Source organism: uncultured Oceanisphaera sp. (genome assembly GCF_947495715.1).
GTDB lineage: Bacteria > Pseudomonadota > Gammaproteobacteria > Enterobacterales > Aeromonadaceae > Oceanimonas > Oceanimonas sediminis.
Genome location: NZ_CANLZU010000010.1, coordinates 52973 through 78582, shown reverse-complemented (window position 1 = coordinate 78582; position 25610 = coordinate 52973). Strand labels below are relative to the sequence as shown.

The following is a 25610-nucleotide window of genomic DNA, read 5'->3' as shown; positions in this document are numbered from 1 at the left end:
GCGGCGGAGCCTCCAGGGAAGGATTCACGGCGTGTCGGCGGAGCGGGCCCTTTGTCCGACCTTTGCAGGGTAACCAAATAGATCAATTATTTAATCCCTTTGGTATGAAGCGTGAGAAGAAAAACATCGGGCCTGTGAGTTCGTTGTTTTACGCCTCACCCCTAACACTTTACTCCTCACGTGCGCACCTGTTTTTCCCGTGCGTTTCTGTCCTTTAAACGGGAATCAAGTATACTGTGCCGGTAAATTAAAAGACCAAACATATTAAGGAATCTACAACGTGAATCCTATCGTGAAAACCTTCCAGTACGGCCAGCATACCGTCACCCTCGAAACCGGCGTCATGGCGCGTCAGGCGAGTGGTGCCGTCATGGCCAGCATTGATGATACCGCCGTTCTGGTGACTGTCGTTGGCAAGCGCGAAGCCGATGAAAGCAAAGACTTTTTTCCGCTGACCGTTAACTACCAGGAGCGTACCTACGCTGCCGGCCGCATTCCGGGCAGCTTCTTCAAGCGTGAAGGCCGCCCAACGGAAGGTGAAACACTGACCTCGCGACTGATTGACCGTCCGATCCGTCCGTTGTTTCCCGAAGGATTCAAGAACGAAGTACAGGTGATCGCCACCGTGGTCTCGGTGAACCCCGATATCGCGCCCGACATCATCGCCATGCTGGGTACCTCTGCGGCCCTGGCCATTTCCGGTATTCCGTTTGCCGGTCCTATCGGCGCCGCTCGCGTCGGTTACATGAATGGTGAGTACGTGCTGAACCCGAGCATCAGCGAGCTGGAAAACAGCGAGCTGGATCTGGTCGTTGCCGGTACCGCCAACGCGGTATTGATGGTGGAGTCCGAAGCCAACATTCTGCCCGAAGAAGTGATGCTGGGCGCCGTGGTTTACGGTCACGAGCAGCTGAACACCGCCGTGCAGGCGATCAACGAGTTTGCCGCCGAAGTGGGCACCCAGCCCTGGGACTGGCAGCCGAAGGCCGAGAACGAAGGCCTGAAAGCCCAGATTGCCGAGCTGGCGACCACCGAGATGGGCGAAGCCTATCGCATCACCGACAAGAGCGCTCGTCGCGACGCCATTGGCGCCATCAAGGCCAAGGCATTGTCGGCCGTGCTGGCCGCTCATCCCGAGCAGGGTATCAAGGAAGTGCAGGAACAGCTGGGCAAGCTGGAGAAGCAGATTGTACGCGGTCGCGTGGTACGTGGTGAGCCCCGTATCGATGGTCGTGAACCGGACATGATTCGTGCCCTGAACGTGGCCACCGGTCTGCTGCCCCGTACTCACGGCTCCGCCCTGTTTACCCGTGGTGAAACTCAGGCTCTGGTTGCCGCCACCCTGGGCACGGAGCGTGACGCTCAGCTGATTGACGAGCTGACTGGCGCCCGTACCAACCGCTTCATGCTGCACTACAACTTCCCCCCCTACTGTGTGGGCGAAACCGGTATGGTCGGCAGCCCCAAGCGTCGGGAAATCGGTCACGGTCGTCTGGCCAAGCGTGGCGTTGCCGCCGTAATGCCGAGTGCCGACGTATTCCCGTACACCGTACGTGTGGTATCTGAAATCACCGAGTCCAATGGTTCTTCTTCCATGGCTTCCGTGTGTGGTACTTCACTGGCGCTGATGGATGCGGGTGTGCCGATCAAGGCGTCCGTGGCCGGTATCGCCATGGGTCTGGTGAAAGAAGACGCCGGCTTTGTAGTACTGTCCGACATTCTGGGTGACGAAGATCACCTGGGCGACATGGACTTTAAAGTGGCCGGTACCACTCAGGGCATTACCGCGCTGCAGATGGACATCAAGATTGAAGGCATCACCAAAGAAATCATGGAAGTGGCGCTGAAGCAGGCACGCAATGCTCGTCTGCACATCCTGAAGGTGATGGATGAGGCGATGCAGGCACCGCGTGCCGAGATCTCCGATTTCGCCCCGCGCATCCACATCATCAAGATCAACCCCGAGAAGATTCGTGATGTGATCGGTAAAGGCGGCGCCACCATTCGTGCCCTGACCGAAGAAACCGGCACCACCATCGAGCTGGATGACGACGGTACCGTCAAGATTGCCGCCGTGGACGGTGAAGCCGCCAAGCTGGCCATTCGTCGTATCGAGCAGCTGACTGCAGAAGTGGAAAGCGGCACCATCTACGACGGTCAGGTCGTGCGTCTGGCCGACTTCGGTGCTTTCGTTAACATTCTGCCCGGTAAAGATGGTCTGGTTCATATCTCCCAGATCACCGAAGAGCGGGTCAAGAACGTGTCCGATCACCTGACCGTGGGCGACACCGTCAAGGTCAAGGTACTGGAAGTGGATCGCCAGGGCCGCATTCGTCTGTCCATCAAGGAAGCGAAAGAGCCGGTCGCCGCCGAAGCGCCCGCTGCCGAAGCAGCCAAGGTTGAAGAAACCAAGGTTGAAGCAGCCAAGGTGGAAGCGGCACCTGCCGAAGCCACCAAGACCGACGCAGCACCGGCCGACAAGGCCGAGTAACGTCGTCATGGCCTGACAGGCTAATGTAGAAAGATAAAAAGCCGGGATAACTCCCGGCTTTTTGGTTTTTGTTCTTCCTGGCGATAATCAGGCCGTCAGCGGCGTTGCATGAGGCTGACGGGTGTCTTGCTGCGCGTTAAGGTGGCGCAGCAGTAGCCTCAATACCAGTAGGCTTTTACTGAACAACGAAACTCGTTGATGAATGCTCAACGATAGATACTTGTTCTTCTGCTTCACTCGCCAACTGATCTGCATCCATGGCAACACGGCATAACAAGTCTACCTCGGGCGATTTACAGCCTTTACGCCAGGCCAGCATCAGCGGGCAATAAATAGGGAGATCATCCAGTTCGTAGGCAATGAGATTATCATCACCCGCGGCCAGAATGCTCGGCATGATGGCGTAGCCCATACCCGTGGCCACCAGGCCGCGAATGGTGATGTCATCGTGACATTCCTGCACGATATTTGGCGTGATGCCCGCATCTCGAAAATGCCGATCGATACGATCGTAGCTGCCCGGGGTCGAATCACGCTTGAAGCGTATGAAAGGGGCCCCATCAAAGTCGCGCAGCGATGTGGGTGCCTTCTCCGGCAAACCGGGGTGACGACGTGTGATCACCGCCATGCGGAATGTACCGATGGGCAGGGTATCCAGCAGTGGTTCATCGTCCGATTCGATGAACAGCAGGCCGGCATCGATGCTGCCCTGGATGATGGCCGTGGTCTGAGGGCCGGATAACATGGACTCGAGTGCAAGCCGGATATCCGGATACTGCGTACGAAACCGACTGATCACTCCCGAAATACTGGGAATGTAAGGGTGAATGGTGGTGATGCCGATGGACAGGCTGTCGGCATACCCTTCTGCGATGGCTTTTGTTTTCTTGGCAACATTATCAACGTCGGCCACCAGGCGCAGGGCATTGTCATACAGGAATTCTCCTGCCCGGGTTAATACCACCCCCTTGTGATTTCTATCGAGCAGCCGGGTACCGATCCCTTCTTCAAGCAGACGGATTTGTCGTGTCAATGCCGGCTGGGCAATGTGAATTTTTCTTGCTGCCGCAGTGATTGAACCTTCATCGACGACCGACAGAAAGTACTTCAGTTTTCTTATATCCATATTGTTATTTCGCCCCAAACAGCCTGTGGCATATCAAAAAGGCATGACACCATCGAGAACAAGTATTTTTCGGCCTTTAATTCATTGAATATGATGAAAAACGCTGCGTAGTGCAACAGCACAAACGGCTGTTTAATGGACTTTTCCCCTGGCGACGTGTTGCTTGCCAAGAGGATGATAGTCAGTTATGGAAGACCAGGCCGTTTCCAGGCTATGGCCAATAGAGGGATCTATTTAATGAAAGAGCGTGATATAGAACGCATGATTGCCTTTCGGCGTGAGCTGCATCGTTTTCCCGAGCTCTCCTGTCACGAGCAACAGACAGCCGAACGGGTGGTCGGCATGCTGCGTGAAATCGGTGTCGACGAGGTGCATCAGGGCATCGGCGGCCACGGCGTGGTAGGCATCATCAACGGTTTGTCTGCCGGTCGCAGTGTCGGCTTGAGGGCCGACATGGATGCCCTGCCGCTGGCAGAAGACAACACCACCGAATATTGTTCCCGCCATCAGGGGGTTATGCATGCCTGCGGGCATGATGGTCACACGGCGATGCTGCTCGGTGCCGCCCTCGACCTGGTTCAAAACCGTCCAGCCTCCGGTCGTGTGGTGCTTGTCTTTCAACCGGCCGAAGAGCTAGGCACCGGGGCGCCCGCCATGCTTGACGATGGCTTGCTGGAGCGCTTTCCCATCGAAGCGATGTTTGGCATGCACAACTGGCCCGGGGTCGAGACCGGGCGCTTCGTGATACACGATCGGCCCCACATGGCTTCGAGTGATGACTTCGAAGTGCAGTTCAACTCCGAAGGCGGCCACGGCGCCATGCCCCACCTGACCACTGACCCCGTTTTTGCTGCCGGGTTATTCGTAACCGCCCTGCAGCAGGTAATCAGTCGCAATATCAATCCCGAGGATATCGCTGTCGTCAGTGTCGGCAGTCTTCAGAGCGGTCATGCCAGCAATATTATTCCGGCCATGGCCAGGCTAAAGGGCACTGCCCGCAGTTTCAAGCCCGATGCCAGACGGCATATCGAACAACGTATCCACGAGATCGTGAAAGGCATTGGTCTGGCGACCGGGTGCCCCCCGACCATTGACTACCGGCTATCGACCCCGCCGGTGGCCAATGACCCGGCCTGTTCTGCCCTCGCGCGCAGCGTGGTCGAGGAGTTGTGGGGAGCATCCCAGCTGGTGGACCATCCGATCAGCATGGGCGCCGACGACATGGGCGCTTTCCTGGAAAAGGTACCTGGCGTTTATGCGTGGATTGGCAACGGGTGCGGTGGCTCGGCCCCGCGGTTGCATCAGCCCGATTATGACTTCAACGACGACATTCTGGACAAAGGCAGCTGTTTTCTTTCCCATGCCGCTCGACGTTTTCTCGACAGCAATCAGTGAATCCAGGGGGTAATATGAGTCATCTAGAAAGAGCTGCCGAGTTCGAGGCAGCACCACGCCGGCAGCTCGGTTTTCCACATATCTTCGTGGTCTTGTTCACTTTCATCTGTGTCGCGGCCGCGATGACCTATCTGATCGATGCAGGCAGCTATGAGCGGGTGCTCTCCGAACAGGGCAAAACGGTGGTGATACCTGGCAGCTATGCCGCCATTGATGGCCAGCCAGCGACCTTGCTCACGCCGTTCATCGCGGTATTCGAGGGCATGAAGGAAGGCAGCAGCATCATCTTCTTTATCTTTATCTCCGGGGGCGCCTTCGGGGTGCTCAAGGCGACGGGAGTGCTGCAGAAGCTGGTGGCCAGTATCAGCCGCAGCCTGTCGGGTCATGACATCATCCTGATCCCGTTGTTGATGCTGCTGTTTGCCATCGGCGGCGCCACCTTTGGTCTCGCCGAGGAAACCATCGCCTTCATCATCATACTGGCGCCGATGATGAGGATGCTGGGTTATAACTCCATGGTTGCCGCTGCCGTTCCGCTGGTGGGTGCCGGAGCCGGGTTCTCCGCGGCGTTCATGAATCCCTTTACCGTCGGCGTGGCCCAGGATATTGCCCAGCTGCCGATGTTTTCGGGCATGGGCCTGCGGGTCGTTTACTGGCTGGTATTTGTCGGCGTGAGCATCGCTTTCGTGACCTACTATGCCGCCAGGGTGAAATCGCCACCCGTGCCTGGAGCGGCAGCAAGTCAGGATGTGCTCGACGAAAGTCCCCTGAGTCATTCCGATCGCTTGATCCTGTCGGCCTTCGCCGGTTCTATCCTGCTAATCGCCTATGGCGTCATCCGTCATGGCTGGTATATCGGCGAAATGTCCGGGGTGTTCCTGCTGATGTGCATGCTGGTCGGGGCCTTTGCCCGCATGAGCCCCAATGAGATCGCCGAGCAGTTTGTCAATGGACTAAAGGACATCGCCATGGGGGCTCTGGTGGTCGGTTTCGCTTTCGGTATCCTGATCGTGCTCAAGAACGGCAGCATCCTCGATACCATTCTCTACCATCTCGAACAACTGATTGGCGGCATGCCACCCGTGTTGACGGCCGTCGGCATGTTTCTGGTACAGATGCTGCTTAACTGCCTGGTCCCCTCCGGCAGTGGCCAGGCCGCCCTGACCATGCCGCTTATGGTGCCTCTTGCCGATCTGGTGGGTGTCACTCGCCAGACTGCGGTACTTGCCTTCCAGCTGGGCGACGGGATCACCAATATCATCACTCCCACCTCCGGCTACTTTATGGCAGGGTTGTCGGTGGCCGGTGTTTCCTGGAGCAAATGGATCAAGTGGATTCTGCCATTGTTTCTCATACAGCTGATGCTGGCTGCCAGCATGGTTACCCTTGCCTATTATATTTCCTGGTCTTGAAGGACGTTTTCCTATGCAGATTAAACAAATCACCGTCTATGGCATTCGCTTGCCACTCAAACAGCCATTTAAGATCGCCTACGATACCTATGAAGATATCGAAAGCATCCTGGTCAGGATCGAATCGACTTCGGGAGAAGTGGGGTGGGGGGAAGCGGTTGTCGACCAGCATGTCTCGGGGGAAACCTGGCGGGCAGCTCGACAGGTCATCACCAGAGAATTGGCGCCGCTCGTGATCGGGCGCCCAATCGACAGTATTGGCGCTTTCCACAGCATGGCCGAGGCGCGTATCCGCCATAACCCTTCTGCCAAGGCCGCTCTGGATATTGCCCTGCACGATCTGCTGGCCAGACACTGCAAGGTTCCCCTCTATAGCCTGCTGGGGGGACGTTATCATGCTCGCCTCGAACTGCCCTGTGTGATCAGCATGCTGGCACCGGAGGAGATGGCGCGCCAGGCGCGGGAAGCTTGTGATCGCGGCTATGCATCAGTCAAGATCAAACTCGGTGATGCCCCAGAGCTGGATGTCGAACGCATCGCCCGCGTCCGGGAGGCGATGGCACCGGGCGTAGCCCTGCGAGTGGACGCCAATCAGGGCTGGAGTGCCAAGCAGGCTCTGCAGATTATTCGTCAGGCTGCGCCTTATCAGGTGGAGTGGTTCGAGCAACCGGTCTCCATTGAAAATCTGGATGCACTGGCCCGGATCACCCAGGCCACCGAAGCGGTTATCATGGCTGACGAGCCCATTCACGGCGTGCGTGACATGCTTGAGGTGGTTCGCCTCCAGGCGGCGGACATGGTCAATATCAAACTGATGAAGTCCGGGGGATTACACGCCGCCCGCGCCATGGCCGAGATCGGTCTCGCCGCAGATATTCCCTGCCAGATCGGTTCCATGGTGGAGTCATCGGTTGCTACTTTGGCGGGCGCGCACCTGGCGATGGCCCATTGCAACATAGTGGCTAACGACATGGTGGGGCCGGCCATGATTGCTCGTGATGTTGCCGACATGCCCGGCAACGAGACCCATATTGAGTTATCCGACGCCCCCGGTCTTGGCATCTGGATCGACGAAGACAGAATCAGGGCTCTCAGTACCTTTGAGGATAGAATCGATTGAGTACATGAAAAGAGATCCAGTTGTTATAAGTTAGCTTCTCAAAACACATAAGTGACGCAGAGGTGATATCGCAACCAAAAAGCCGGGATAATTCCCGGCTTTTTGGTTTTTCTTCTTCCTGGCGATAATCAGGCCGTCAGCGGCGTTGCATGAGGCTGACGGCTGTCTTGCCGTGCGCCCAGGTGGCGCAGCAGTATGCCGAAGTCGACGTTGACCGATGCGGACAGCGGTAACCAGACCACGTGGCCGCTGCCGGGGGCAACCTCGACCTGCTCGCCTTTACGGTTTTTCAGCTGCTCAAGGGTAAAGGTGATATTACCGGCGGGCGTCATCAGCTCTAGTTGATCACCGACGCTGAATTTGTTCTTCACCTCCACTTCTACCCAGTCGCCATCACGACGGGTGATATCGCCGACAAACTGCTGGCGGGTCGATACCGAGTGGCCGGTGTCGTAGTTCTGGTAGTCGCTGTGGGCGTGACGCTTGAGAAAGCCTTCGGTGTAACCGCGATGTGCCAGGTTTTCCAGCGTGTTCATCAAGGTGGCGTCGAAGGGCTTGCCGGCCACCGCATCGTCGATGGCCTTGCGATACACCTGGGCGGTGCGCGCCACGTAATAGAATGACTTGGTGCGGCCTTCTATCTTCAGCGAGTGCACGCCCATTTGGGTGAGGCGCTCCACATACTGCACCGCACGCAGATCCTTGGAGTTCATGATATAGGTGCCGTGCTCGTCTTCATAGGCGGCCATGTACTCGCCGGGGCGGTTGCTTTCTTCCAGCAGCACCGGCTGATCGTGCGGGGCGCCGGCACCCAGGGTGGGCTCGACCTGTTGCACTTGTTCTACTGGCTGCACCATGATCGGCTCTTGCCTGTGAACTATCTGGCCGGCGTCGTCTTCCCTGGCCTCATGCACCTTGTATTCCCAGCGACAGGCGTTGGTGCAGGTCCCCTGGTTGGGATCGCGCTTGTTGATGTAGCCGGACAGCAGACAGCGGCCGGAATAGGCCATGCACAGGGCGCCGTGTACAAATACTTCCAGTTCGACGCTGGGGCAGTTGGTGCGAATTTCTTCAATTTCTTCCAGCGAGAGCTCGCGCGACAGTATCACCCGCTCGATGCCGTAGTCCTGCCAGAACTTGACCGAGGCCCAGTTGACGGCGTTGGCCTGTACCGACAGATGAATGGGCATGTCGGGGAAGTGCTCGCGCACCAGCATGATCAGGCCGGGATCGGACATGATGAGTGCATCCGGGCCCATTTCGACCACCGGTTTCATGTCGCGCAGAAAGGTTTTCAGCTTGGCGTTGTGGGGCTGAATGTTGACCACCACATAGAATTTCTTGCCCAGAGCATGGGCCTCATCGATGCCGGTCTTGAGGTTTTCGTGATTGAACTCGTTGTTGCGTACCCGCAACGAATAGCGGGGCTGGCCGGCGTAGACCGCATCGGCACCATAGGCGAAGGCATAGCGCATATTCTTGAGCGAGCCGGCGGGGGAAAGTAATTCGGGTATGAACGGTTTAGTAGTCAACATGGGTTCTCGTCTGATGTCAGGTCAGCGGGCCACCACCAGATGGTGGCCGGGGAGGGTATTTTACTCCCCCGAGCCGCCAATATCGAGCAGAGACGGCAAAGCCGGATTGCAGCGAAAGCGGTCAATAGGCCAGGTCCATGTGTTCGACGTCCAGTTCGGCACCGTCGTCGTCATCCTGATCGAGTTCTCCGCAAAGGGTCAGGCGGGTGCGGGAAGTCGCTTGAATATGACGCCATTCGTCATCGTCTATGTCCATCATCATGACGCCGGTGCCATCCTGAAACAGATATTCCTCGTCGTCCAGCTGTTCAATAAGATAGCCGGTGAGGCATATTTCGCTGTCATCTTCCATATAGTGCGCCTGAGCTACGCTCACCCAGGGTTGGCGATAGTAGTGGTCAGATCCGGCCTGAACCGTGCCGGTCAGCGCAGATAACCCGAAGATGGCGGCAATCAGTATCTTGTTCACGAGGTGCTCCCGTTTGTAGTAGAGCGCCCGATAGTAACCGCAACCGAATGGCCTGGTCTCAGGTCCGCGCCGGCCCGACGATTTATCGGGCCAAATACGGGTTCGATCAGACAATTTTGGTCACAGTACCGACGTGAGGGGAGAGGCGTGAGGCGTTAGGGGGAAGACAGAAAATGGCTATAAAAAAAGAGCGGGGCTTCACGAGGGAAAGGGGCAAGGTTGGTTTTACCCCTTGCCCCTCACACTTTACAAGAATGCAGGTTTATTTCGAGATATGGGCGATCAAATCCAGCACCTTGTAGGAATAGCCCATTTCGTTGTCGTACCAGCCGACCAGCTTGACGAAGTTGTCGTTGAGGGCAATGCCGGCGCTGGCGTCAAACACACAAATACAGGGTTCGCCGAGGAAGTCGGTCGAGACCACGGCGTCTTCGGTGTAGCCCAAGATACCGTTCAGTTCACCTTCGGCCGCCGTCTTGAAGGCGGCGCAAATGTCGGCATAGCTGGTCGGCTTTTCCAGACGTACGGTCAAGTCCACCACAGAGACGTTGGGGGTGGGTACCCGGAATGCCATGCCGGTGATCTTGCCGTTCAGCTCCGGTATCACCTTGCCCACCGCCTTGGCGGCGCCGGTAGAGGAGGGGATGATGTTCTGACCGGCGCCCCGGCCACCGCGCCAGTCTTTTTGCGACGGGCCATCGACGGTGTTCTGGGTGGCGGTGGTGGCGTGAACCGTGGTCATCAGGCCTTCGACAATGCCGAAGCGGTCATTGACCACCTTGGCCAGCGGCGCCAGGCAGTTGGTGGTGCAGGAAGCGTTGGAGACTATGTCTTCGCCGGCATAGCACCGATGGTTGACGCCCATCACGAACATGGGCGTGCCGTCTTTCGACGGCCCCGTCATCACCACCTTTTTGGCGCCGGCCTGAATATGTTTGCGGGCTTTCTCATCGGTCATGAAAATGCCGGTGGCCTCGGCCACCACATCCACATCGAGCTCACCCCAGTTCAGCGCGGCGGGATCACGCTCGGCGGTCACCCGAATGGGCTTGCCGTTGACGATAAGCATGCCGCCTTCCATCGCCACCTCGCCCTTGAAGCGGCCGTGGGTCGAGTCGTATTTCAGCATGTACGCCATGTAGTCTGCGTTCTGCAGATCGTTGATGGCCACTACTTCCATATCGTCGCGCTCACAGGCGGCCCGTAACATCAGTCGACCGATGCGTCCGAAACCGTTGATAGCTACCTTGATCGTCATAAATTCACCTGATATTTGAAGGATAAAAAGAGGAAGGATGAAAAAGCTGTTGGTAACGTTACAAAAAAAAGAGAAACCGTCAATCGAGTATGATCAGGATCACAGCTTCTCTTGCGCAGGATCATGTTGAATGATGACGGGCTGCTGTTTCAGGCTGGCCGATGAGCCATTTCATGGCCCGAACCATGCCCTGCCGGCGCATCCACCATACCCAAATATAACAGGGTTAGCTTCGACGATAGGTGCCGGTTTTCAGCTGCCGAATGATGGTGTCGACTTCTTGCTTCATTTGTTGTTGCTGCTCCTGGTCGAAGCGGGCATAAGCGTCGATGCGCTCCAGATTCAGCTTGTCCGGATGTCCCAGATGACTCAGCACCCGGCTCCAGATCCAGAGCTCGCGATAGCGTCGTTCGCGGGTATAGAGCGTCAGCAGATCGGCGATAATATCGGTATCTATGGTGGCGTCGGCGTCATAAAGACTCAGGGCGCGGTGCAAGGCCCGCATGGCCGCCGGTCTATCGCGAATAATGAGCAATTCCGCCAGCTCCTTCTGCAACTCGGGTTGCTGCATCTGTGGCCGGTCGGCCAGTGCAATGAAGCGGGCTTTCGCCTGATGATTTCCCCTATGCTGCCAGTGCCAGAGCAGCAGATAAGGATACTCCGAGCTTTCGGTCTGCTGCTCGAGCTGTGCCAGGGCGGCTTTTGCCTTGATCACCGCTTCCAGCTTGTCGTTTTTACGTTCTTTGCGCTTGGTATACTCGATGGCCAGCAGAGGATCCAGGCAATCGTGATAGATTTTCAGATTGACCATCAGCGCATGGGTGTTGGCATCATTCGGCGTGCCTGCCTGCTGCCGTCGCGCCCGGATCAGACCCGAGCGTTCAAACTTGCACCAGCTGTCTTCATGCAGATCAACACAGAATTGCGGTGTTGTTTCGCAGATGGTTTGGATGCGATCTTGCTCACATGCTGTTAAAAATAGCGGGGTCATGAGTATCAAAAAAGCGCGTTTGGTATTCATATGAGTATCTTATTGCCTGTCCTTAGTCTGGTAATCATACCCCCTATCCACTAAAATGGGCGCACTTAAATAGAGCTGATGCGGCATGATTTTTGCCCGCTTCAATACTAATGACAGTTACCTGAAATAAAAGGATTCGGTCGATGACCCACGAGAGTTACCTTTCCGCCTGGCAGCAAAGCCAGGAGCTGGCAGAGTCCATGCAGCCCCTGATCGGCAAACTGTATCGCAACCAGGGGGTGGAAATCTGCGTTCATGCACGTCCCCTGCTGAATGCCTCTACCATTGAGATTATCAAGGCTCATCGTGTGGTGAGTCGCCACGAAGGGAAGGCCCTGTTGGTCAGCCAGAGCTACCCGGTGCTGAAAGCACTGAGCGAGCTGGATCTGGCCCCGGCCAGCATCGATCTGGGCAAGCTGGCGGTCAGCTACTGGCAGGATCACCAGGACGAGTCCGGCCTGGCCGATTTTCTGCGCAGCGAGCTGGCTTCTGCCCTGAACACCGACCATGACAACAAGCCGACCGACGTGGTGCTGTACGGTTTCGGCCGTATCGGCCGCCTGCTGGCACGCCTGCTGATCGAGCGCTCCGGTGGCAACCATGGCCTGCGTCTGCGCGGCATCGTGGTACGTGGTTCGGTTGATGATCTGGAAAAGCGTGCCAGCCTGCTGCGTCGTGATTCCGTGCATGGTCCCTTCAACGGCTCCATTGAAGTCGATACCGAAAACCACGCCATTATCGCCAACGGTACCTATATTCAGGTAATTTACGCCAATAGCCCGGCAGAAATCGACTACACCCAGTACGGTATCAACGATGCGTTAATCGTCGACAACACCGGTATCTGGCGCGATGAAGCTGGCCTGGGCCTGCATCTTCAGGCCAAGGGTGCCGCCAAGGTGCTGCTGACCGCACCGGGCAAGGGCGATATCAAGAACATCGTGTTCGGTGTCAACGACAACATGATACTGCCGGAAGACCGCATCATGTCTGCCGCATCCTGTACCACCAACGCCATTACTCCGGTACTGAAGGCGGTAAACGATGCCTACGGTGTGAAGAATGGTCACGTGGAAACCGTGCATTCCTACACCAACGATCAGAACCTGATCGATAACTTCCACAAGGGCGATCGTCGTGGTCGCAGTGCCGCACTGAACATGGTACTGACCAGCACCGGCGCCGCGTCTGCCGTGGCCAAGGCACTGCCGGAACTCAAGGGCAAGCTGACCGGCAACGCCATTCGTGTGCCGACGCCGAACGTGTCCATGGCGGTGATTAACCTGAATCTGGATAAAGCCACCACCGCCGAAGAGCTGAACGAGTATCTGCTCAAGGTGTCTCTGGACTCACCGCTGCATAACCAGATTGACTTCAGCACCAGCAGCGAGCTGGTCTCCACCGACATGGTGGGCTCTCGTTTTGCCGGTATCGTCGACTCGCTGGCGACCATCGCCGAAGACGACCGGGCCGTGCTCTACGTCTGGTATGACAACGAGTTTGGTTACAGCTGTCAGGTCGTGCGCGTGATGCAAAAAATGGCCGGTATCGAACTGATGGATCTGCCCGCCTGAGGACAGAGACAGGCAAAGCAGTGCCGTAACAGTTGAGAAGGGGCGGCCATGGGCTGCCTCTTTTTTTTCGCGACGGTAGCATGGCTACCGTTCAAGAGGAGAAAGTGTCATGTCATCTTTTCAGCAAGCGATCCAGAATATGCCCGAAGAGGTGTATCAGAAGCTCAAGACGGCGGTTGAACTCGGCAAGTGGCCGGATGGCGCCGCACTGACCCCCGAGCAGAAGGAAAGCAGCATGCAGGCGGTGCTGCTGTGGCAGGCGATGCACAACGACAATCCCGAGCACATGACCATCGGCAAGGGAGGCGAGCTGGTGATGAAAAGCAAATCCGAGCTGCGTCGCCAGTTTCGCGATGATGCCGAGATCACCCGCCAGAAACTGAACTGAGCCTTGTAGGCCCCACTTTAGTGGGGCAGCGGTATTACGTTACGCTTGCCCGACTTCAGTCGGGCCTACAGAGCGTCACTCCGGGCTTGCCCCGGAGTCCATAACGGTTTGCACCGTGCAATCCCCAATCCCCAATCCCCAATCCCCAATCCCCAATCCCCAATCCCCAATCCCTTTGAAATTTTTCTTGTACAAGCTTGATCTTGTTGTACAACAAGGTCTATCTTGTAAGACATAGTTGTACAAGAGGAATGAAAATGTACAAGTTTGATCCCAAGGTAATACGCGTCGGCATCAGCGGTTGTCTGACCGGGCAACAGGTGCGCTTCGACGGTGGTCACAAGCGTTCCGATTTCTGTACCGAGCAGCTGGCCAGGTTCGTGGAGTTTGTGCCCTTGTGTCCGGAAATGGCCATTGGCCTGGGCACACCCCGGCCCAGCATTCGGCTGATAAACCAAGACGAGCAGATTATCGCGCAAACGGCCAAAGGTGACGATGTGACGTCGGCGCTGCGCGACTATGGCCGTACCATGGCGCCACAGTTCGATGGCCTCAGTGGCTACATCCTCTGTGCCAAATCACCCAGCTGCGGTATGGAACGGGTGCGGGTGTACCACGAAAGTGGCAAAGGCAATGCCAAGGAAGGCATCGGTATCTATGCCGCCGAGCTGATGCGGGCGCAGCCCTTATTACCGCTGGAAGAAGATGGCCGGCTCAACGATCCGGTACTGCGGGAAAACTTCGTGACTCGCGTGTTTGCGCTGCACGACTGGCAGTGCCTGCGCCACGAGGGCATTACCGCGGCCCGTCTCATCGCCTTTCACAGTCGTTACAAGTACCTGCTGATGGCCCATCATCGTGACAGCTACCAGCGACTTGGCAACTTGCTGTCCGATTTGTCGGTCGATGTCGAACAAACGGCGAATGCCTATATCGAAGGCATGATGCAGGCACTGAGCAACAACGTCAGCCGCAAGAATCACACCAATGTGCTGCAGCACCTGCAGGGCTACTTCAAGCGGGAGCTCAGCCCACGGCAACGTCAGGAGCTGGCCCGCACCATTCATCAATATCGGGAAGGCATCCTCCCCCTGCTGGCGCCCATAACCTTATTGCGTCACTACCTGGAAGAGCACCCCAACGACTACCTGCACCAGCAGGTTTATCTCAATCCCCACCCCGAGGCATTGCGACTGCGTTATGGCATCTGAACCCCTGTACCCGATTCGGGACGTTTCCCGACTGACCGGCATCAACCCGGTCACCCTGCGTGCCTGGCAGCGTCGTTATGGTTTGCTCAAGCCGGCCCGTACCGAGAAAGGCCATCGCTTGTACTCCGATGATGACATCGCGCTGATCCGCCAGATACTGCATTGGCTGGATCAGGGGGTCAGTATCGGTCAGGTAAAAGGCCTGCTGGCCGAGCCCGCCCCGGAGGTCACCGGCTCCAACTGGGAGCAGGCCCGCGAGCGACTGATGACGGCCGCGCAGCAGCTCAACCTTGGCCGCCTGGAAGCCGAACTGCTGGAGTTGACCAGCCTCTATCCGGCCGAGCTGGTGTTACGCCGGGTGGTCGAGCCCTGGTTGCTGGCGCTGGCGCGTCTGCAGCGCCCGGATGCCCAGCTTATCGAACAGAGTGCCCTGTCTTTGCTGAAACGGCTGATGCACCAGTTGCTGACCATTAAAACCGGACCCGTGATAGCGGTAGCCCGGGTGGGGCAGGTGAGAGAGCAGCAGGCGGTGTTGACCCAGTATGAGCTGCAGGGACTGGAATGTCGCAGCCTGGATCTGGGGGTGCTCGATCCGCTGACGTTACCGCTGGCAGAGGGAAGACTCAAATTTGACACTCTGGTGGTAATACTGGGCGCGGGCCTGAGTCAGAGCTGGTTCAACGACATGGACGCGGCCTTTCCACAGCACAGCTTTTTTACCGGTGAACTGGGCACGCTTTATCAGCAGCAAGGCTGGTTGAACCGGCCCTTTGCCGTCACGGTCAGCGAGATTGAGAGGGAGCATGATGCGTCATTTAGTCTGGTTCAGAGCTGATCTCCGGGTGGCGGATAACCCCGCCCTATACGAAGCGACCGCCGGTGGCGCCGAGGTTGAGGCCATCTATATCGACTGCCCGGGCCAGTGGCAACAGCACGGCAGGGCGCCGATACAGCGTGATTTTTTGTCCCGCAACCTGCAGGCACTGAACGAGCAGCTGGCGCACCTGGGTATTTCACTGACGGTGTTGACCGTTGATCGCTTTGCCGAGGTCCCGGCGCTGCTGGCCGAGTGGCTGGAAGAAAGACAGTTCGATGCCCTGTATGCCAACCGGGAACTCGGCATCGACGAGCGTCGTCGCGACAAGGCGGTGCAGCAGGCACTGACGATTCCCTGTCGTGTATATAACGGCGATTGCGTGGTCGATCACGGTAGTCTGACCACGCGCAGCGGCGACATGTACAAGGTGTTTACCCCTTTCGCCAAAAGCTGGTTGGCGCGGGTGCGTGCCAGCGGCTATCGATTTTTGCCGGTGCCGGCGGCGCAGGGCGAGCCGCAGTCCTGCACGCCGCTCGGTCTGAGTGGCGAGCGAATATCGAGTGAAGAGTGGCCGGCGGGAGAAGCCGCCGCCGCCGAGCGGCTGGCGCAGTTTTGTCAGTCGTCGTTGCGGGACTATGGCGAGCAACGGGATTTTCCGGCCGAAAACGGCACCAGCAGTCTGTCGCCTTATCTGGCGCTGGGTGTTCTGTCGCCCAACCAATGTCTGGCGGCGATGGAATACGAGCTTGAACAGTTGCCGTTCAGTCGGGGCGAGCCGGGCTTTGTCTGGCTCAATGAATTGATCTGGCGAGAGTTTTATCGCCACCTGCTAGTGGCGTTTCCGCGATTGTCGATGGAGCGGGCCTTCAAGCCGGACACCGAAGCGTTGCAGTGGAGCCGGGACGACCAAGGATTCCGGGCTTGGTGCGAGGGGCAGACCGGCTATCCCATCGTCGATGCGGCCATGCGCTGCCTGGCGCAGACCGGCTGGATGCACAACCGGCTGCGGATGATAGTGGCCAGCTTTCTGACCAAGGATCTGCATATCGACTGGCGACGGGGCGAAGCCTGGTTCATGTCGACGCTGATTGACGGTGAACTGGCGGCCAATAACGGCGGCTGGCAATGGGCCGCCGGCACCGGCGCCGATGCCGCGCCCTATTTTCGAGTATTCAATCCCGGCACCCAGGGGGAGCGTTTCGATACCAACGGCGACTTTATTCGCCGCTGGGTGCCGGAACTGGCCGGAGTGCCGGCCAAGGTGATTCATGCCCCGCACGACTGGCTGGATACGCATCATCCAGGGCACGGTTACCCTAAACCGATAGTCGATCATGCCAGAGCCCGGCTGCATGCCATCGCCATGTTCGATGCACTGAAAGACCGGGAGGCGGTATGAGCCCGGCGCTGACGGTGTTCTGCCGCGAGTACCAGCGCTTGTCGCCGAATCATCTTGAGGGGCTGTACGACATTTATGCGCCCGACATTCGGTTTTGCGATCCGGCCCACGAAATTCAGGGCATCGCCTCGCTGGTGGCGTATTTCGACACGCTGTTTACGCAGGTGACGGCGTGCCGTTTCGATATCGAGCAGGTGATGGAGCAGGACGGCGAGGCCTTGGTGCGCTGGCGAATGGTGTTTTGTCATCCGCGCCTGAACGGCGGCAAGGAAGTTCAGGTGCCCGGCGTCAGCCATCTGCGCTTTACCGAACAGGTTTATGAGCACACCGATTATTTCGATATGGGCGCCATGCTGTATGAGCAGTTGCCACTGCTGGGTGGCGTGATCCGCGCATTGAAACGGAGGCTTAACCAATGAAACGGGTATTGATTACCGGGGCCAACTCCGGCATCGGGCTGCAGCTGGCCCGGGATTATCGCGCCGATGGCTGGCAGGTAGTGGCCTGTGGCCGCAACCGGGAAAAACTGGAACAGGCACTGGCGGGCATCGATGCCGAATTCTGCGTGTTCGACATGCTCGAGTTCGAGTCCATGCAGCAGGCGGTGAGCGAGCTGGCGCCACTGGATCTGATTATCCTCAATGCGGGCAATTGCGAATACATCGACGATGCCAGTCGCTTTGATGCCGAGCTCTTCGCCCGGGTGGTGAATGCCAATCTGATCGGTACCGCCAATTGCCTGTCTGCGATGATACCCAGGGTCAAGCGGGGCGGGCGGATAGCGGTGGTCAGCTCTTCGGTGACTTTTCTGCCGCTGACCCGGGCCGAGGCCTACGGCGCGTCCAAGGCCGGGCTGGATTATCTGGTGCGCACCTTAGGGATTGATCTGGCGCCGCATCATGTCAAAGTCAGCCTGATCCGCCCCGGTTTCGTCGACACCCCGCTGACCCGTAAAAACGACTTCCCCATGCCCGGCCGGGTGTCACCCGAGCAGGCCAGCGCGGCCATTCGCAAAGGGCTTGCCAAGGGCAAGGCCGAGATCTGTTTTCCCTTTGCTTTCATCACGGTACTGCGTCTGCTGTCCTGGTTGCCACACCGGCTCTGGACCCGGCTGGCACGACGCACGGTAAGGAGTGAACCATGAGCAGCATTGCCGTGATTGGCAGCGGTATTTCCGGCCTGACCAGCGCCTGGTTGCTGAGTGAGCAGCACGAAATCAGCCTGTTTGAAGCCAACGATTATCTCGGCGGTCATACCGCCACCGTCGATGTGCAGCTGGGTGGCATATCGCGGGCGATCGACACCGGCTTTATCGTGTTCAACGACAGAACCTATCCAAACTTCCGGCGGCTGCTGGCTCGTATCGGCATCGAGGCCCAGGCCACCGAGATGAGCTTCAGCGTGCATCAGGCCCGGACCGGGCTTGAATACAACGGTCATACCCTTGGCTCCATGTTTGCCCAGCGCGCCAACCTGTGGCGGCCGCGTTTCTACGGTTTTCTGGCCGAAATAGTGCGCTTCAATTTGCTGTGCAAGAAGATGATCAAGGACGGTACCCTGAGTGATAGCGAGACCCTGGGCGGTTTTCTGGATCGCTACGGCTTCTCCGACTTCTTCAGCGGGCACTACATACTGCCGATGGTGGCGGCCATCTGGTCTTCGTCGCTGGCCGACAGCCGGGATTTTCCGCTGGCCTTTTTTCTGCGCTTTTTCAATCATCACGGCCTGCTCAATCTGGTGGACAGACCCCAGTGGTACGTGGTGCAGGGCGGCTCGCGCAGCTATATTCCGGCGCTGACCGCACCGCTCAGGGATATTCGGCTCAACACGCCGGTGCTGTCTGTGCGTCGGCATTCGAACGGGGTAAGCATCGAAACCGCCGATGGCGTCGAGCATTTCGACGAGGTGATCTTTGCCTGCCATTCAGATCAGGTGTTGAGACTGCTGAGTGATGCCACCGAGACCGAGCAACAGGTGCTGGGCGGGCTGGCGTATCGCGATAACGAGGTGGTGTTGCATACCGACACCCGGCTGCTGCCGCGCGAGCCCCGGGCCTGGGCCAGCTGGAACTACTGGCTGGACGGCGGCGAGGACGCGCTGCCGGCGGTGACCTACAACATGAACATTCTGCAGGGGCTGGACGCGCAACAGACCTTCTGTGTCACCCTCAATCGCAGCCACGCCATAGCTCCGGACAAGATACTGCGTCGTTTCACCTATGCCCATCCGGTGTATAACCGCGAGGCCATCACCGCCCAGCACCGCCGCGGCGACATTTGCGGACAACAGCACACTCACTTCTGCGGCGCCTATTGGTACAACGGTTTCCATGAAGACGGTGTCAGGAGTGCGCTCGATGTCTGTGCCCGTTTCGGAGTCAGCCTATGACCTCGCACAGCGCCATCTATCAGGGTCAGGTACGCCATCGTCGTTATGCCCCGCGCGAGCATCGCTTCAGCTACGGCCTCTATGTGCTGGCGCTGGATCTGGATGAGCTGGAGCAATTGGCGAGCCGCAGCCGGTTATTCGCCTGCGAACGCTTTGCGCCCCTGAGCTTTCGCCGCAGCGATTATCTGGGTGACCCGGCCCTGCCGTTGAAAACGGCGGTGCTGCAGGAGGTCGAACATCTGGGTGGCGACACCGGCGGGCTGAACCGGGTGCTGCTGCTGGGGCAGGTGCGTTGCTTCGGGCTCTATTTCAGCCCGGTGAACCTGTTTTTCTGTTATCGCGGTGAGCAGGCTCGCTACCTGCTGGCGGAGGTACACAATACGCCCTGGAATCAGCGGCACTGTTACCTGGTGGATCTGGAAAGCACGACCCCCACCGACAAAGATTTTCATGTCTCGCCCTTCATGAGCCTGGATATGCAATATCACTGGCGAATAAAACCACCGGCACAGCGGGCGCTGGTACACATCGAAAACCGGGATCCGACGCTGCTGTTTGATGCCACCCTGAGTTTGCGACGCCATCCCTTTGACCGGGCCGTGTTGAAAGCGGCCTTGCTGCAATGGCCGATGATGACCCTGACCATAGTGCGTGGCATTTACTGGCAGGCGATACGGCTGTTTTTAAAACGCATTCCCTACCATTCACATTATTGAAGGAAGCCAAGATGGAAACGACGTTCAACAGGTCGGAACCCAGGCTGCTGGAACGCTGGACGCGCAGTCTGGCATTTTCCCTGCTGGCCGGGCTGAAAGACGCGGGGCTGACCATAGAGGAAGGCCAGGAAACCTTTCAATTTGGTGACCGGGATGCGTCTTTGCAGGCCCGGGTGCGGGTACTCGATCCCGGTGCCTATCGGCGCTTGATGTTCGGCGGCAGCATAGGGGCGGCCGAAGCCTGGGTCGATGGCTGCTGGCACAGTCCGGATCTGACGGCGGTGGTGCAATTATTTGCCCGCAACATTCCGGTGCTCGACCGGCTGGAGCGACGCCTGGGCTGGTTGACCTCGCCCTGGCACAAGCTCAAGCATCGCTTCAATCGTAATTCGCTGACCGGCAGCCGGGCCAATATTGCCGCTCACTACGATCTGGGCAACGACATGTACCGGCTGTTTCTCGATCCCCTGATGCAGTATTCCTCGGCGGTGTTTCCGTCCACGGATGCCAGCCTGGAAGCAGCACAGCAGCATAAACTGCGGCTGATTTGTGACCGGCTCGAGCTCAAGCCCGGCGATCACCTGCTGGAAATCGGCACCGGCTGGGGCGGGCTGGCCTGTTTTGCCGCCCGTCATTACGGCTGCCGGGTGACCACCACCACCTTGTCGGCCGAACAGCTCAAGCATGCCCGCCAACGGGTCGAGCAGGAAGGGCTGGGCGATAGGGTGACGCTTCTGCTGAAAGACTATCGTGATCTCGAGGGGCAGTACGACAAACTGGTGTCGGTGGAGATGATAGAGGCGGTAGGCCATGAATACCTGCCAACCTACTTCGAGTCCCTCAATCGTCTGCTCAAGCCCGAAGGCAAGCTGCTGATCCAGGCCATTACCATGACCGATCAGCGTTATGAACCCTATCGCAAGGGCGTGGATTTTATTCAGCGCTATATCTTTCCCGGTGGCTGTCTGCCCTCGGTCAGCGAAATGTGCCGGCATCTGAAAGAGCAGACCGACATGACCCTGACCCGACTACAGGATTATGGCCATCATTACGCCGAGACCCTCAAGATTTGGGCCGAGCGTTTTCATCAGCTGGAGCCGGCGTTGAAGCGCCTGGGTTACAGCCAGGATTTTCATCGGCTGTGGGCGTTTTATTTCGCCTACTGCGAGGGCGGTTTTCGCGAGGGCACCATAGGGCTGGTGCATTTTGAGGCGGCCAAGCCGGGAGCACGCAGATGTCTAAATGGCAATGGACTCAACTGCTAGCCTTTGAAGGCTTCTGGCTGCTGGCGGTGGCGGGACAAAATAGCTGGAGCGGACTGACTGCGTTACTGCTGGGAGTGCATTTCATGTTTACTCCCAGTCGCCGGGCCGATGTGCGGGTGCTGTGGCTGGCGCTGCTGGGTATGGCGGTCGACCTGCTGCTGACCCTGACGGGAGTGTTTGCTTTCGATCACTGGCCGCTGTGGCTGGGGCTGCTGTGGGTCGGTTTTGTGTTGACCCTGGGGCACAGCCTGCACTGGATGCGGCGCTTTTCGCTCTGGCTGTTGATGATAACCGGCGCACTGGCCGGTGCCGGATCCTACCTGGCCGGCTGGCAACTGGGGGCGGTGAGCCTGCCGCTGGGATTCTGGCCCAGCGCGATGATATTGGCGTTGTTGTGGTCGGCCCTGTTACCGCTGTTGGTACGGCTCGATCAGCGTTTACGGAGGGAAGCATGATGAAAAAAGTTCTGTTGATACTGTGGCTGATGGCCATGCCGCTGCCATTGTGGGCGACCCCGACGTCCGACTTGAATCAGATCGGTCAGGGCAGCATGCGCTGGCTGTTCTGGGAGCTGTATCAGGCCCGTTTTTACAGCGCGGACGGGCAATACCGTGCCGGTGACTTTCCTCAGGCGCTGGCCCTGCGTTATCGGCGCAATATCGACAAGGAAGACTTGCTCGATGCCACCGTAACCGAGTGGCAGCGGCTCGGCATCGACTGGAAACCCCAATGGCGCAACCAGCTGGATGCACTCTGGCCTTCGGTCAGCAATGGCGATGAGCTGGTCGTGCGGGTGGAGGCAACGGGCGTCAGCCGCTTTTACTTCAACTGGCAGTCACTGGGGGAAGTATCCGATCCCGCCTTTGGCCCCGCTTTTCTGGCCATCTGGCTGTCGCCCAACAGCCGGGATCCCGGTTTGACCCGACAACTGAAAGGAAACTGATATGCGAATTCTGTTACTGAGTCTGTCTCTTTGCACCGGTTTGCTGCTGATGTCGTGCAGCAGCAATATTCATGATTATGCGGATACTCAACCGGCGTTCGAGCTGGATCGCTTCTTCAACGGCGAGCTGGTGGCTCACGGCATGGTACAGGACAGATCCGGCCGAGTGCTGCGCCGCTTTTCGGTCGAGATGATCGGCCGCTGGGACGGCAACAAGGGCGTACTGGAAGAAGACTTCGTCTATGACGACGGCGAGCAGCAGCGGAGAGTCTGGCGGCTGGAAAAAGGCCCGGACGGCCGGTATAGCGGTAGTGCCGATGATGTGGTGGTGCCGGCCACCGGCCAGACTCGAGGTTTCGCCCTGAACTGGCGTTATACCCTGGCGGTGCCGGTCGACGGCAAGATCTGGAATATCGACTTCAACGACTGGATGTATCTGCTCGACGAAAACCGGGTGCTCAACCGGGCCGAAATGACCAAATGGGGCTTCAAGGTCGGTGAAGTGACCCTGTGGATAGAACGTAAAAACAGTGAGGGGTGAGGAGTGAGGAGTGAGGGGTGAGGAGTGAGGGGTAAAGGGTGAGGCGGGCAGCTTTCCCCTCACCCCTCACGAGCTAAAACTCCGGGCTGGAAATTTCGTCCAGCGACAGGGAAAAGCTGGGCACGAACACTTCGAGAAAATAGCGGATTTCATCGTTCATGCGTGCTTCCAGCATATCGGTGAGCCGTTGCTTGGCCTGGGCAAACTCCCGGTTGCCGGCGCTGATTTCTTCCTCGCATTTCAGATAGGCACAGAGAATGTCCGCCGACTTTACCAGTCGGCTGTAATCGTCCTGCGCATGGCCACAGAGCAGGGGCGCATAGGTTGCCTGCAGTTCGGGGGGCAGCATTCTGAGCAGGCTTTGCTCGGCGTTGCGCTCGATGTCCTTGTAGGCCCGGGCGATGTCTTCGTTGAAGTACTTGACCGGGGTGGGCAGGTCGCCGGTCAGCACTTCGCTGGCATCGTGAAACAGCGCCTGCATGGCCGCCTGGGCCGGATCCAGGGTGCCGTTGAAATTGGTGTTTCTGATCACCGCCAGCGCGTGAGCCACCATGGCCACCTGCAGGCTGTGCTCGGCGACGTTTTCCTGCTCTATGCTGCGCATCAGCGGCCAGCGCTGAATGAGTTTCATGCGGGCCATGTGGGCGAAGAAGTGACTGCGTTTCATGGGCGTGCCTGTGTTGTGAAGGGCGATATCGTTATAATGGCACTAACCGACCCCAATGGAGAAGACAACATGGACAAGCAAACCCAGATTGAACTGGAAGCCGCCGCCTTTCGTACCCTGCTGGCGCACCTGGACAAGCGCAAGGATGCACAGAATATCGATCTGATGAACCTGGCCGGCTTCTGCCGCAACTGTCTGAGCAAGTGGTATCTGGCCGCCGCCGAAGAACAGGGTGTCGAGATGAATTACGACCAGGCGCGGGAGCGGGTGTACGGCATGCCCTACGACGAGTGGAAGGCGAAATACCAGCAGGAAGCGACGCCCGAGCAAAAGGCGGCCTTCGAGAAAAGCCACAAGTAACAGTCGTAAAGGGTAAATAGTGAGGAGTGAGGAGCAAAACACCCGATCTGCGGATATGGATTTTATTCCTCACCCCCCTCACCCCTCACGTTTTATTTGAACACCACCGTCTTGTTGCCGTAGACGAACACCTTTTCTTCCAGCACCAGGTTGAGCGCCCGACTCAGCACCGATTTTTCCACGTCGCGACCGGCCTTGGCCATTTCCTGGGCGTTGAAGGTGTGGTTTACGTGGGTCACGTCCTGCTCGATGATGGGGCCCTCGTCCAGATCGTCGGTCACGAAATGAGCGGTGGCGCCGATCATTTTCACACCGCGCTCAAAGGCCTGCCGGTAGGGACTGGCGCCGACAAAGGCGGGCAGGAAGGAGTGGTGAATATTGATCAGCCGCTGGCGATAGCGGGCCACGAATTCGGGGCTGAGAATACGCATGTACTTGGCCAGTACCACATAATCGGGTTGATAGCGGTCGATGATCTCGGCCAGTTGCAGCTCGTGCTCGGCCCGGTTCATCTCTTCGTGTGACACCGTGTGGTAGGGAATATCGAACTTTTCGGTCAGCCCGGCCAGGGTGTCGTAGTTGCCGATCACGGCCTGAATATCGATGTTCATGGCCCCGGCGAAACGTTTCATCAGAATGTCACCCAGGCAATGGGCTTCCTTGGTCACCATGATGACCACCCGCTTGTTACCGGCAGGCACCAGCCGACGCTGACTGCCGTTGGGCAGGGCATCGTCCAGATCGGCAAGCAGGGTATGATCGTTGAAATAGCCTTCCAGCTCGGTACGCATGAAGAAATGACCGTTGTCGTAGTCCACGAATTCGTCATTGCGCATGATGTTGAGCTGGTGCTTGTAACAGATGTTGGTGATCTTCGAGATCAGCCCCTTGGCATCGGGGCAGTGAGTCAGCAGTATTTTTCGTTCCATGATAAGGCGTCTGTCGGCTAGTTGAATGAAGGGGCTCAGTGTCTGGCGCAGCACTGTTTGTATTTTTTTCCACTGTTGCAGGGGCAGGGCTGATTGGCACCGATTTTGGGCGGATTGAGCTGACCGGAATGGTACAGCCAATGGCCTGCTGCCGAGATAAAACGGGAGCGCTCGTGCAGCGTCACTACCCGGTTGTTTTCCCGGTAGCGAACCTTGAATTCCACTTCTCCCTCTGTGTCGGCAGGCGTACCGCGAGCGAAGACGATGGTCAGATCAAGCCAGTCGGTGTCGAGCCCGGTTTGTGACAACTCAGCCGCGGTCAGTGCCCCTCGAGTATCCGGGTGCCAGCTTTGCAGCAGGTAGTCGCCCAGGCCCAGCACAAACGCCGTGTAGCGTGAGCGCATCAGGGCCAGGGGCGTCGGTGCGGCAGAAGCACCCTGCAGATAGGGCTGGCAGCAAAGCTCGAAGGGCTGCTGGCTGTGGCAATGGCAACGCATGGGAAGGAAAGTCCGGGATAAAAAGAAAAACAGTATGCCATGACCGCAGTAAGGTAAAAATAAAAAACGGCTCCGGGGAGCCGTTTTT

The 25610-nt window shown here is 58.0% G+C and carries 26 protein-coding genes; 18 read left to right on the top strand and 8 right to left on the bottom strand.

Annotated elements, in window-relative coordinates:
• Positions 1–271: 271 nt before the first annotated feature.
• Positions 272–2491 carry a polyribonucleotide nucleotidyltransferase gene (gene pnp / locus Q0753_RS07950; protein ID WP_298719338.1) on the top strand — a complete coding sequence of 740 codons (2220 nt, stop codon included), beginning with the start codon at positions 272–274 and terminating at the stop codon, positions 2489–2491.
• A gap of 175 nt (positions 2492–2666) precedes the next feature.
• On the opposite strand, the gene Q0753_RS07945 is transcribed toward pnp, so the two are convergent.
• The gene (locus Q0753_RS07945; RefSeq protein WP_298719239.1) at positions 2667–3617 is read right to left on the bottom strand and encodes a LysR family transcriptional regulator; all 951 of its coding nucleotides are present in this window, start codon (positions 3615–3617) and stop codon (positions 2667–2669) included.
• A 237-nt stretch (positions 3618–3854) separates the two neighbouring features.
• On the opposite strand from Q0753_RS07945, the gene Q0753_RS07940 reads away from it, so the two are divergent.
• The 3 genes from Q0753_RS07940 to Q0753_RS07930 are packed head-to-tail and all read left to right on the top strand — an operon-like array spanning position 3855 to position 7544.
• The gene (locus Q0753_RS07940; RefSeq protein WP_298719238.1) at positions 3855–5012 is read left to right on the top strand and encodes a M20 family metallopeptidase; all 1158 of its coding nucleotides are present in this window, start codon (positions 3855–3857) and stop codon (positions 5010–5012) included.
• A gap of 14 nt (positions 5013–5026) precedes the next feature.
• A complete protein-coding gene (locus Q0753_RS07935; protein ID WP_298719237.1) occupies positions 5027–6424 on the top strand; it encodes a YfcC family protein in 1398 nt (465 codons plus the stop codon).
• 13 nt (positions 6425–6437) lie between these two features.
• Positions 6438–7544, top strand: a complete 1107-nt coding sequence (locus Q0753_RS07930) for a mandelate racemase/muconate lactonizing enzyme family protein (RefSeq protein ID WP_298719236.1) — start codon at positions 6438–6440, stop codon at positions 7542–7544.
• 128 nt (positions 7545–7672) lie between these two features.
• Here the strand turns inward: Q0753_RS07930 and yegQ are convergent, their stop codons facing one another.
• From yegQ to Q0753_RS07910, 4 genes are all read right to left on the bottom strand, one after another.
• Positions 7673–9079 (bottom strand): tRNA 5-hydroxyuridine modification protein YegQ, encoded by a 1407-nt coding sequence (yegQ, locus tag Q0753_RS07925; protein ID WP_298719233.1) that lies wholly within the window; start codon positions 9077–9079, stop codon positions 7673–7675.
• Positions 9080–9200: 121 nt separating this feature from the next.
• Positions 9201–9548, bottom strand: coding sequence for a NirD/YgiW/YdeI family stress tolerance protein (locus tag Q0753_RS07920; RefSeq protein WP_298719232.1), 348 nt, complete (start codon positions 9546–9548; stop codon positions 9201–9203).
• Positions 9549–9810: 262 nt separating this feature from the next.
• Entirely contained in the window at positions 9811–10806 is a 996-nt protein-coding gene (gene gap / locus Q0753_RS07915) for a type I glyceraldehyde-3-phosphate dehydrogenase (RefSeq protein WP_298719231.1), read from the bottom strand.
• A gap of 226 nt (positions 10807–11032) precedes the next feature.
• The gene (locus tag Q0753_RS07910) at positions 11033–11827 is read right to left on the bottom strand and encodes a DUF2989 domain-containing protein (protein ID WP_298719229.1); all 795 of its coding nucleotides are present in this window, start codon (positions 11825–11827) and stop codon (positions 11033–11035) included.
• A gap of 143 nt (positions 11828–11970) precedes the next feature.
• Between Q0753_RS07910 and Q0753_RS07905 the strand changes: the two genes are divergently transcribed.
• From Q0753_RS07905 to Q0753_RS07845, 13 genes are all read left to right on the top strand, one after another.
• Complete coding sequence (locus tag Q0753_RS07905) at positions 11971–13401, top strand: glyceraldehyde-3-phosphate dehydrogenase (RefSeq protein WP_298719227.1); 1431 nt, start codon at positions 11971–11973, stop codon at positions 13399–13401.
• 109 nt (positions 13402–13510) lie between these two features.
• On the top strand, positions 13511–13789 hold the full coding sequence (locus tag Q0753_RS07900; RefSeq protein ID WP_298719226.1) for a DUF1315 family protein: 279 nt from the start codon (positions 13511–13513) through the stop codon (positions 13787–13789).
• A gap of 257 nt (positions 13790–14046) precedes the next feature.
• Positions 14047–15000, top strand: a complete 954-nt coding sequence (locus Q0753_RS07895) for a DUF523 and DUF1722 domain-containing protein (RefSeq protein WP_298719225.1) — start codon at positions 14047–14049, stop codon at positions 14998–15000.
• Positions 14990–15835 carry a MerR family transcriptional regulator gene (locus tag Q0753_RS07890; protein WP_298719223.1) on the top strand — a complete coding sequence of 282 codons (846 nt, stop codon included), beginning with the start codon at positions 14990–14992 and terminating at the stop codon, positions 15833–15835. The genes Q0753_RS07895 and Q0753_RS07890 overlap by 11 nt, the downstream gene beginning before the upstream one ends.
• Positions 15807–17216: a deoxyribodipyrimidine photo-lyase gene (gene phrB / locus Q0753_RS07885; RefSeq protein WP_298719336.1), complete on the top strand. Its 1410-nt coding sequence runs from the start codon at positions 15807–15809 to the stop codon at positions 17214–17216. Before Q0753_RS07890 ends, phrB begins: the two co-directional genes overlap by 29 nt.
• A complete protein-coding gene (locus Q0753_RS07880) occupies positions 17213–17635 on the top strand; it encodes a nuclear transport factor 2 family protein (protein WP_298719221.1) in 423 nt (140 codons plus the stop codon). The genes phrB and Q0753_RS07880 overlap by 4 nt, the downstream gene beginning before the upstream one ends.
• Entirely contained in the window at positions 17632–18360 is a 729-nt protein-coding gene (locus Q0753_RS07875; protein WP_298719219.1) for an SDR family NAD(P)-dependent oxidoreductase, read from the top strand. Before Q0753_RS07880 ends, Q0753_RS07875 begins: the two co-directional genes overlap by 4 nt.
• Entirely contained in the window at positions 18357–19604 is a 1248-nt protein-coding gene (locus Q0753_RS07870) for an FAD-dependent oxidoreductase (RefSeq protein WP_298719217.1), read from the top strand. The genes Q0753_RS07875 and Q0753_RS07870 overlap by 4 nt, the downstream gene beginning before the upstream one ends.
• Entirely contained in the window at positions 19601–20320 is a 720-nt protein-coding gene (locus Q0753_RS07865) for a DUF1365 domain-containing protein (protein WP_298719216.1), read from the top strand. The genes Q0753_RS07870 and Q0753_RS07865 overlap by 4 nt, the downstream gene beginning before the upstream one ends.
• 11 nt (positions 20321–20331) lie before the next feature.
• Positions 20332–21585, top strand: coding sequence for a cyclopropane-fatty-acyl-phospholipid synthase family protein (locus Q0753_RS07860; RefSeq protein ID WP_298719215.1), 1254 nt, complete (start codon positions 20332–20334; stop codon positions 21583–21585).
• Positions 21555–22040 (top strand): DUF2878 domain-containing protein, encoded by a 486-nt coding sequence (locus Q0753_RS07855; RefSeq protein WP_298719214.1) that lies wholly within the window; start codon positions 21555–21557, stop codon positions 22038–22040. Before Q0753_RS07860 ends, Q0753_RS07855 begins: the two co-directional genes overlap by 31 nt.
• Positions 22037–22528, top strand: coding sequence for a chalcone isomerase family protein (locus tag Q0753_RS07850; protein WP_298719212.1), 492 nt, complete (start codon positions 22037–22039; stop codon positions 22526–22528). Before Q0753_RS07855 ends, Q0753_RS07850 begins: the two co-directional genes overlap by 4 nt.
• Before the next feature lies 1 nt (position 22529).
• The gene (locus Q0753_RS07845) at positions 22530–23069 is read left to right on the top strand and encodes a DUF3833 domain-containing protein (RefSeq protein WP_298719211.1); all 540 of its coding nucleotides are present in this window, start codon (positions 22530–22532) and stop codon (positions 23067–23069) included.
• Positions 23070–23142: 73 nt separating this feature from the next.
• Here Q0753_RS07845 and yfbR read toward each other — a convergent pair whose 3' ends face one another.
• Complete coding sequence (gene yfbR / locus Q0753_RS07840) at positions 23143–23736, bottom strand: 5'-deoxynucleotidase (RefSeq protein ID WP_298719210.1); 594 nt, start codon at positions 23734–23736, stop codon at positions 23143–23145.
• A 69-nt stretch (positions 23737–23805) separates the two neighbouring features.
• On the opposite strand from yfbR, the gene Q0753_RS07835 reads away from it, so the two are divergent.
• Positions 23806–24096: a DUF1244 domain-containing protein gene (locus Q0753_RS07835; RefSeq protein ID WP_298719209.1), complete on the top strand. Its 291-nt coding sequence runs from the start codon at positions 23806–23808 to the stop codon at positions 24094–24096.
• A gap of 92 nt (positions 24097–24188) precedes the next feature.
• On the opposite strand, the gene purU is transcribed toward Q0753_RS07835, so the two are convergent.
• The gene (purU, locus tag Q0753_RS07830) at positions 24189–25025 is read right to left on the bottom strand and encodes a formyltetrahydrofolate deformylase (protein ID WP_298719208.1); all 837 of its coding nucleotides are present in this window, start codon (positions 25023–25025) and stop codon (positions 24189–24191) included.
• Between the two features lie 35 nt (positions 25026–25060).
• The gene (locus Q0753_RS07825) at positions 25061–25522 is read right to left on the bottom strand and encodes a YchJ family metal-binding protein (RefSeq protein WP_298719207.1); all 462 of its coding nucleotides are present in this window, start codon (positions 25520–25522) and stop codon (positions 25061–25063) included.
• Positions 25523–25610: the final 88 nt, after the last annotated feature.

What these genes read in the sequence shown, in the direction of transcription:
- Q0753_RS07930 (WP_298719236.1), top strand. Translation starts at nt 6,438, where the DNA reads ATGCAGATTAAACAAATCACCGTCTATGGCATTCGCTTGCCACTCAAA.
- Q0753_RS07890 (WP_298719223.1), top strand. Translation starts at nt 14,990, where the DNA reads ATGGCATCTGAACCCCTGTACCCGATTCGGGACGTTTCCCGACTGACC.
- Q0753_RS07935 (WP_298719237.1), top strand. Translation starts at nt 5,027, where the DNA reads ATGAGTCATCTAGAAAGAGCTGCCGAGTTCGAGGCAGCACCACGCCGG.
- gap (WP_298719231.1), bottom strand. Translation starts at nt 10,806, where the DNA reads ATGACGATCAAGGTAGCTATCAACGGTTTCGGACGCATCGGTCGACTG.
- Q0753_RS07835 (WP_298719209.1), top strand. Translation starts at nt 23,806, where the DNA reads ATGGACAAGCAAACCCAGATTGAACTGGAAGCCGCCGCCTTTCGTACC.
- Q0753_RS07855 (WP_298719214.1), top strand. Translation starts at nt 21,555, where the DNA reads ATGTCTAAATGGCAATGGACTCAACTGCTAGCCTTTGAAGGCTTCTGG.
- Q0753_RS07900 (WP_298719226.1), top strand. Translation starts at nt 13,511, where the DNA reads ATGTCATCTTTTCAGCAAGCGATCCAGAATATGCCCGAAGAGGTGTAT.
- Q0753_RS07870 (WP_298719217.1), top strand. Translation starts at nt 18,357, where the DNA reads ATGAGCAGCATTGCCGTGATTGGCAGCGGTATTTCCGGCCTGACCAGC.
- Q0753_RS07860 (WP_298719215.1), top strand. Translation starts at nt 20,332, where the DNA reads ATGGAAACGACGTTCAACAGGTCGGAACCCAGGCTGCTGGAACGCTGG.
- Q0753_RS07865 (WP_298719216.1), top strand. Translation starts at nt 19,601, where the DNA reads ATGACCTCGCACAGCGCCATCTATCAGGGTCAGGTACGCCATCGTCGT.
- yfbR (WP_298719210.1), bottom strand. Translation starts at nt 23,736, where the DNA reads ATGAAACGCAGTCACTTCTTCGCCCACATGGCCCGCATGAAACTCATT.
- Q0753_RS07845 (WP_298719211.1), top strand. Translation starts at nt 22,530, where the DNA reads ATGCGAATTCTGTTACTGAGTCTGTCTCTTTGCACCGGTTTGCTGCTG.
- Q0753_RS07910 (WP_298719229.1), bottom strand. Translation starts at nt 11,827, where the DNA reads ATGAATACCAAACGCGCTTTTTTGATACTCATGACCCCGCTATTTTTA.
- Q0753_RS07875 (WP_298719219.1), top strand. Translation starts at nt 17,632, where the DNA reads ATGAAACGGGTATTGATTACCGGGGCCAACTCCGGCATCGGGCTGCAG.
- yegQ (WP_298719233.1), bottom strand. Translation starts at nt 9,079, where the DNA reads ATGTTGACTACTAAACCGTTCATACCCGAATTACTTTCCCCCGCCGGC.
- Q0753_RS07850 (WP_298719212.1), top strand. Translation starts at nt 22,037, where the DNA reads ATGATGAAAAAAGTTCTGTTGATACTGTGGCTGATGGCCATGCCGCTG.
- Q0753_RS07895 (WP_298719225.1), top strand. Translation starts at nt 14,047, where the DNA reads ATGTACAAGTTTGATCCCAAGGTAATACGCGTCGGCATCAGCGGTTGT.
- Q0753_RS07905 (WP_298719227.1), top strand. Translation starts at nt 11,971, where the DNA reads ATGACCCACGAGAGTTACCTTTCCGCCTGGCAGCAAAGCCAGGAGCTG.
- Q0753_RS07880 (WP_298719221.1), top strand. Translation starts at nt 17,213, where the DNA reads ATGAGCCCGGCGCTGACGGTGTTCTGCCGCGAGTACCAGCGCTTGTCG.
- Q0753_RS07825 (WP_298719207.1), bottom strand. Translation starts at nt 25,522, where the DNA reads ATGCGTTGCCATTGCCACAGCCAGCAGCCCTTCGAGCTTTGCTGCCAG.
- purU (WP_298719208.1), bottom strand. Translation starts at nt 25,025, where the DNA reads ATGGAACGAAAAATACTGCTGACTCACTGCCCCGATGCCAAGGGGCTG.
- phrB (WP_298719336.1), top strand. Translation starts at nt 15,807, where the DNA reads ATGCGTCATTTAGTCTGGTTCAGAGCTGATCTCCGGGTGGCGGATAAC.
- Q0753_RS07945 (WP_298719239.1), bottom strand. Translation starts at nt 3,617, where the DNA reads ATGGATATAAGAAAACTGAAGTACTTTCTGTCGGTCGTCGATGAAGGT.
- Q0753_RS07940 (WP_298719238.1), top strand. Translation starts at nt 3,855, where the DNA reads ATGAAAGAGCGTGATATAGAACGCATGATTGCCTTTCGGCGTGAGCTG.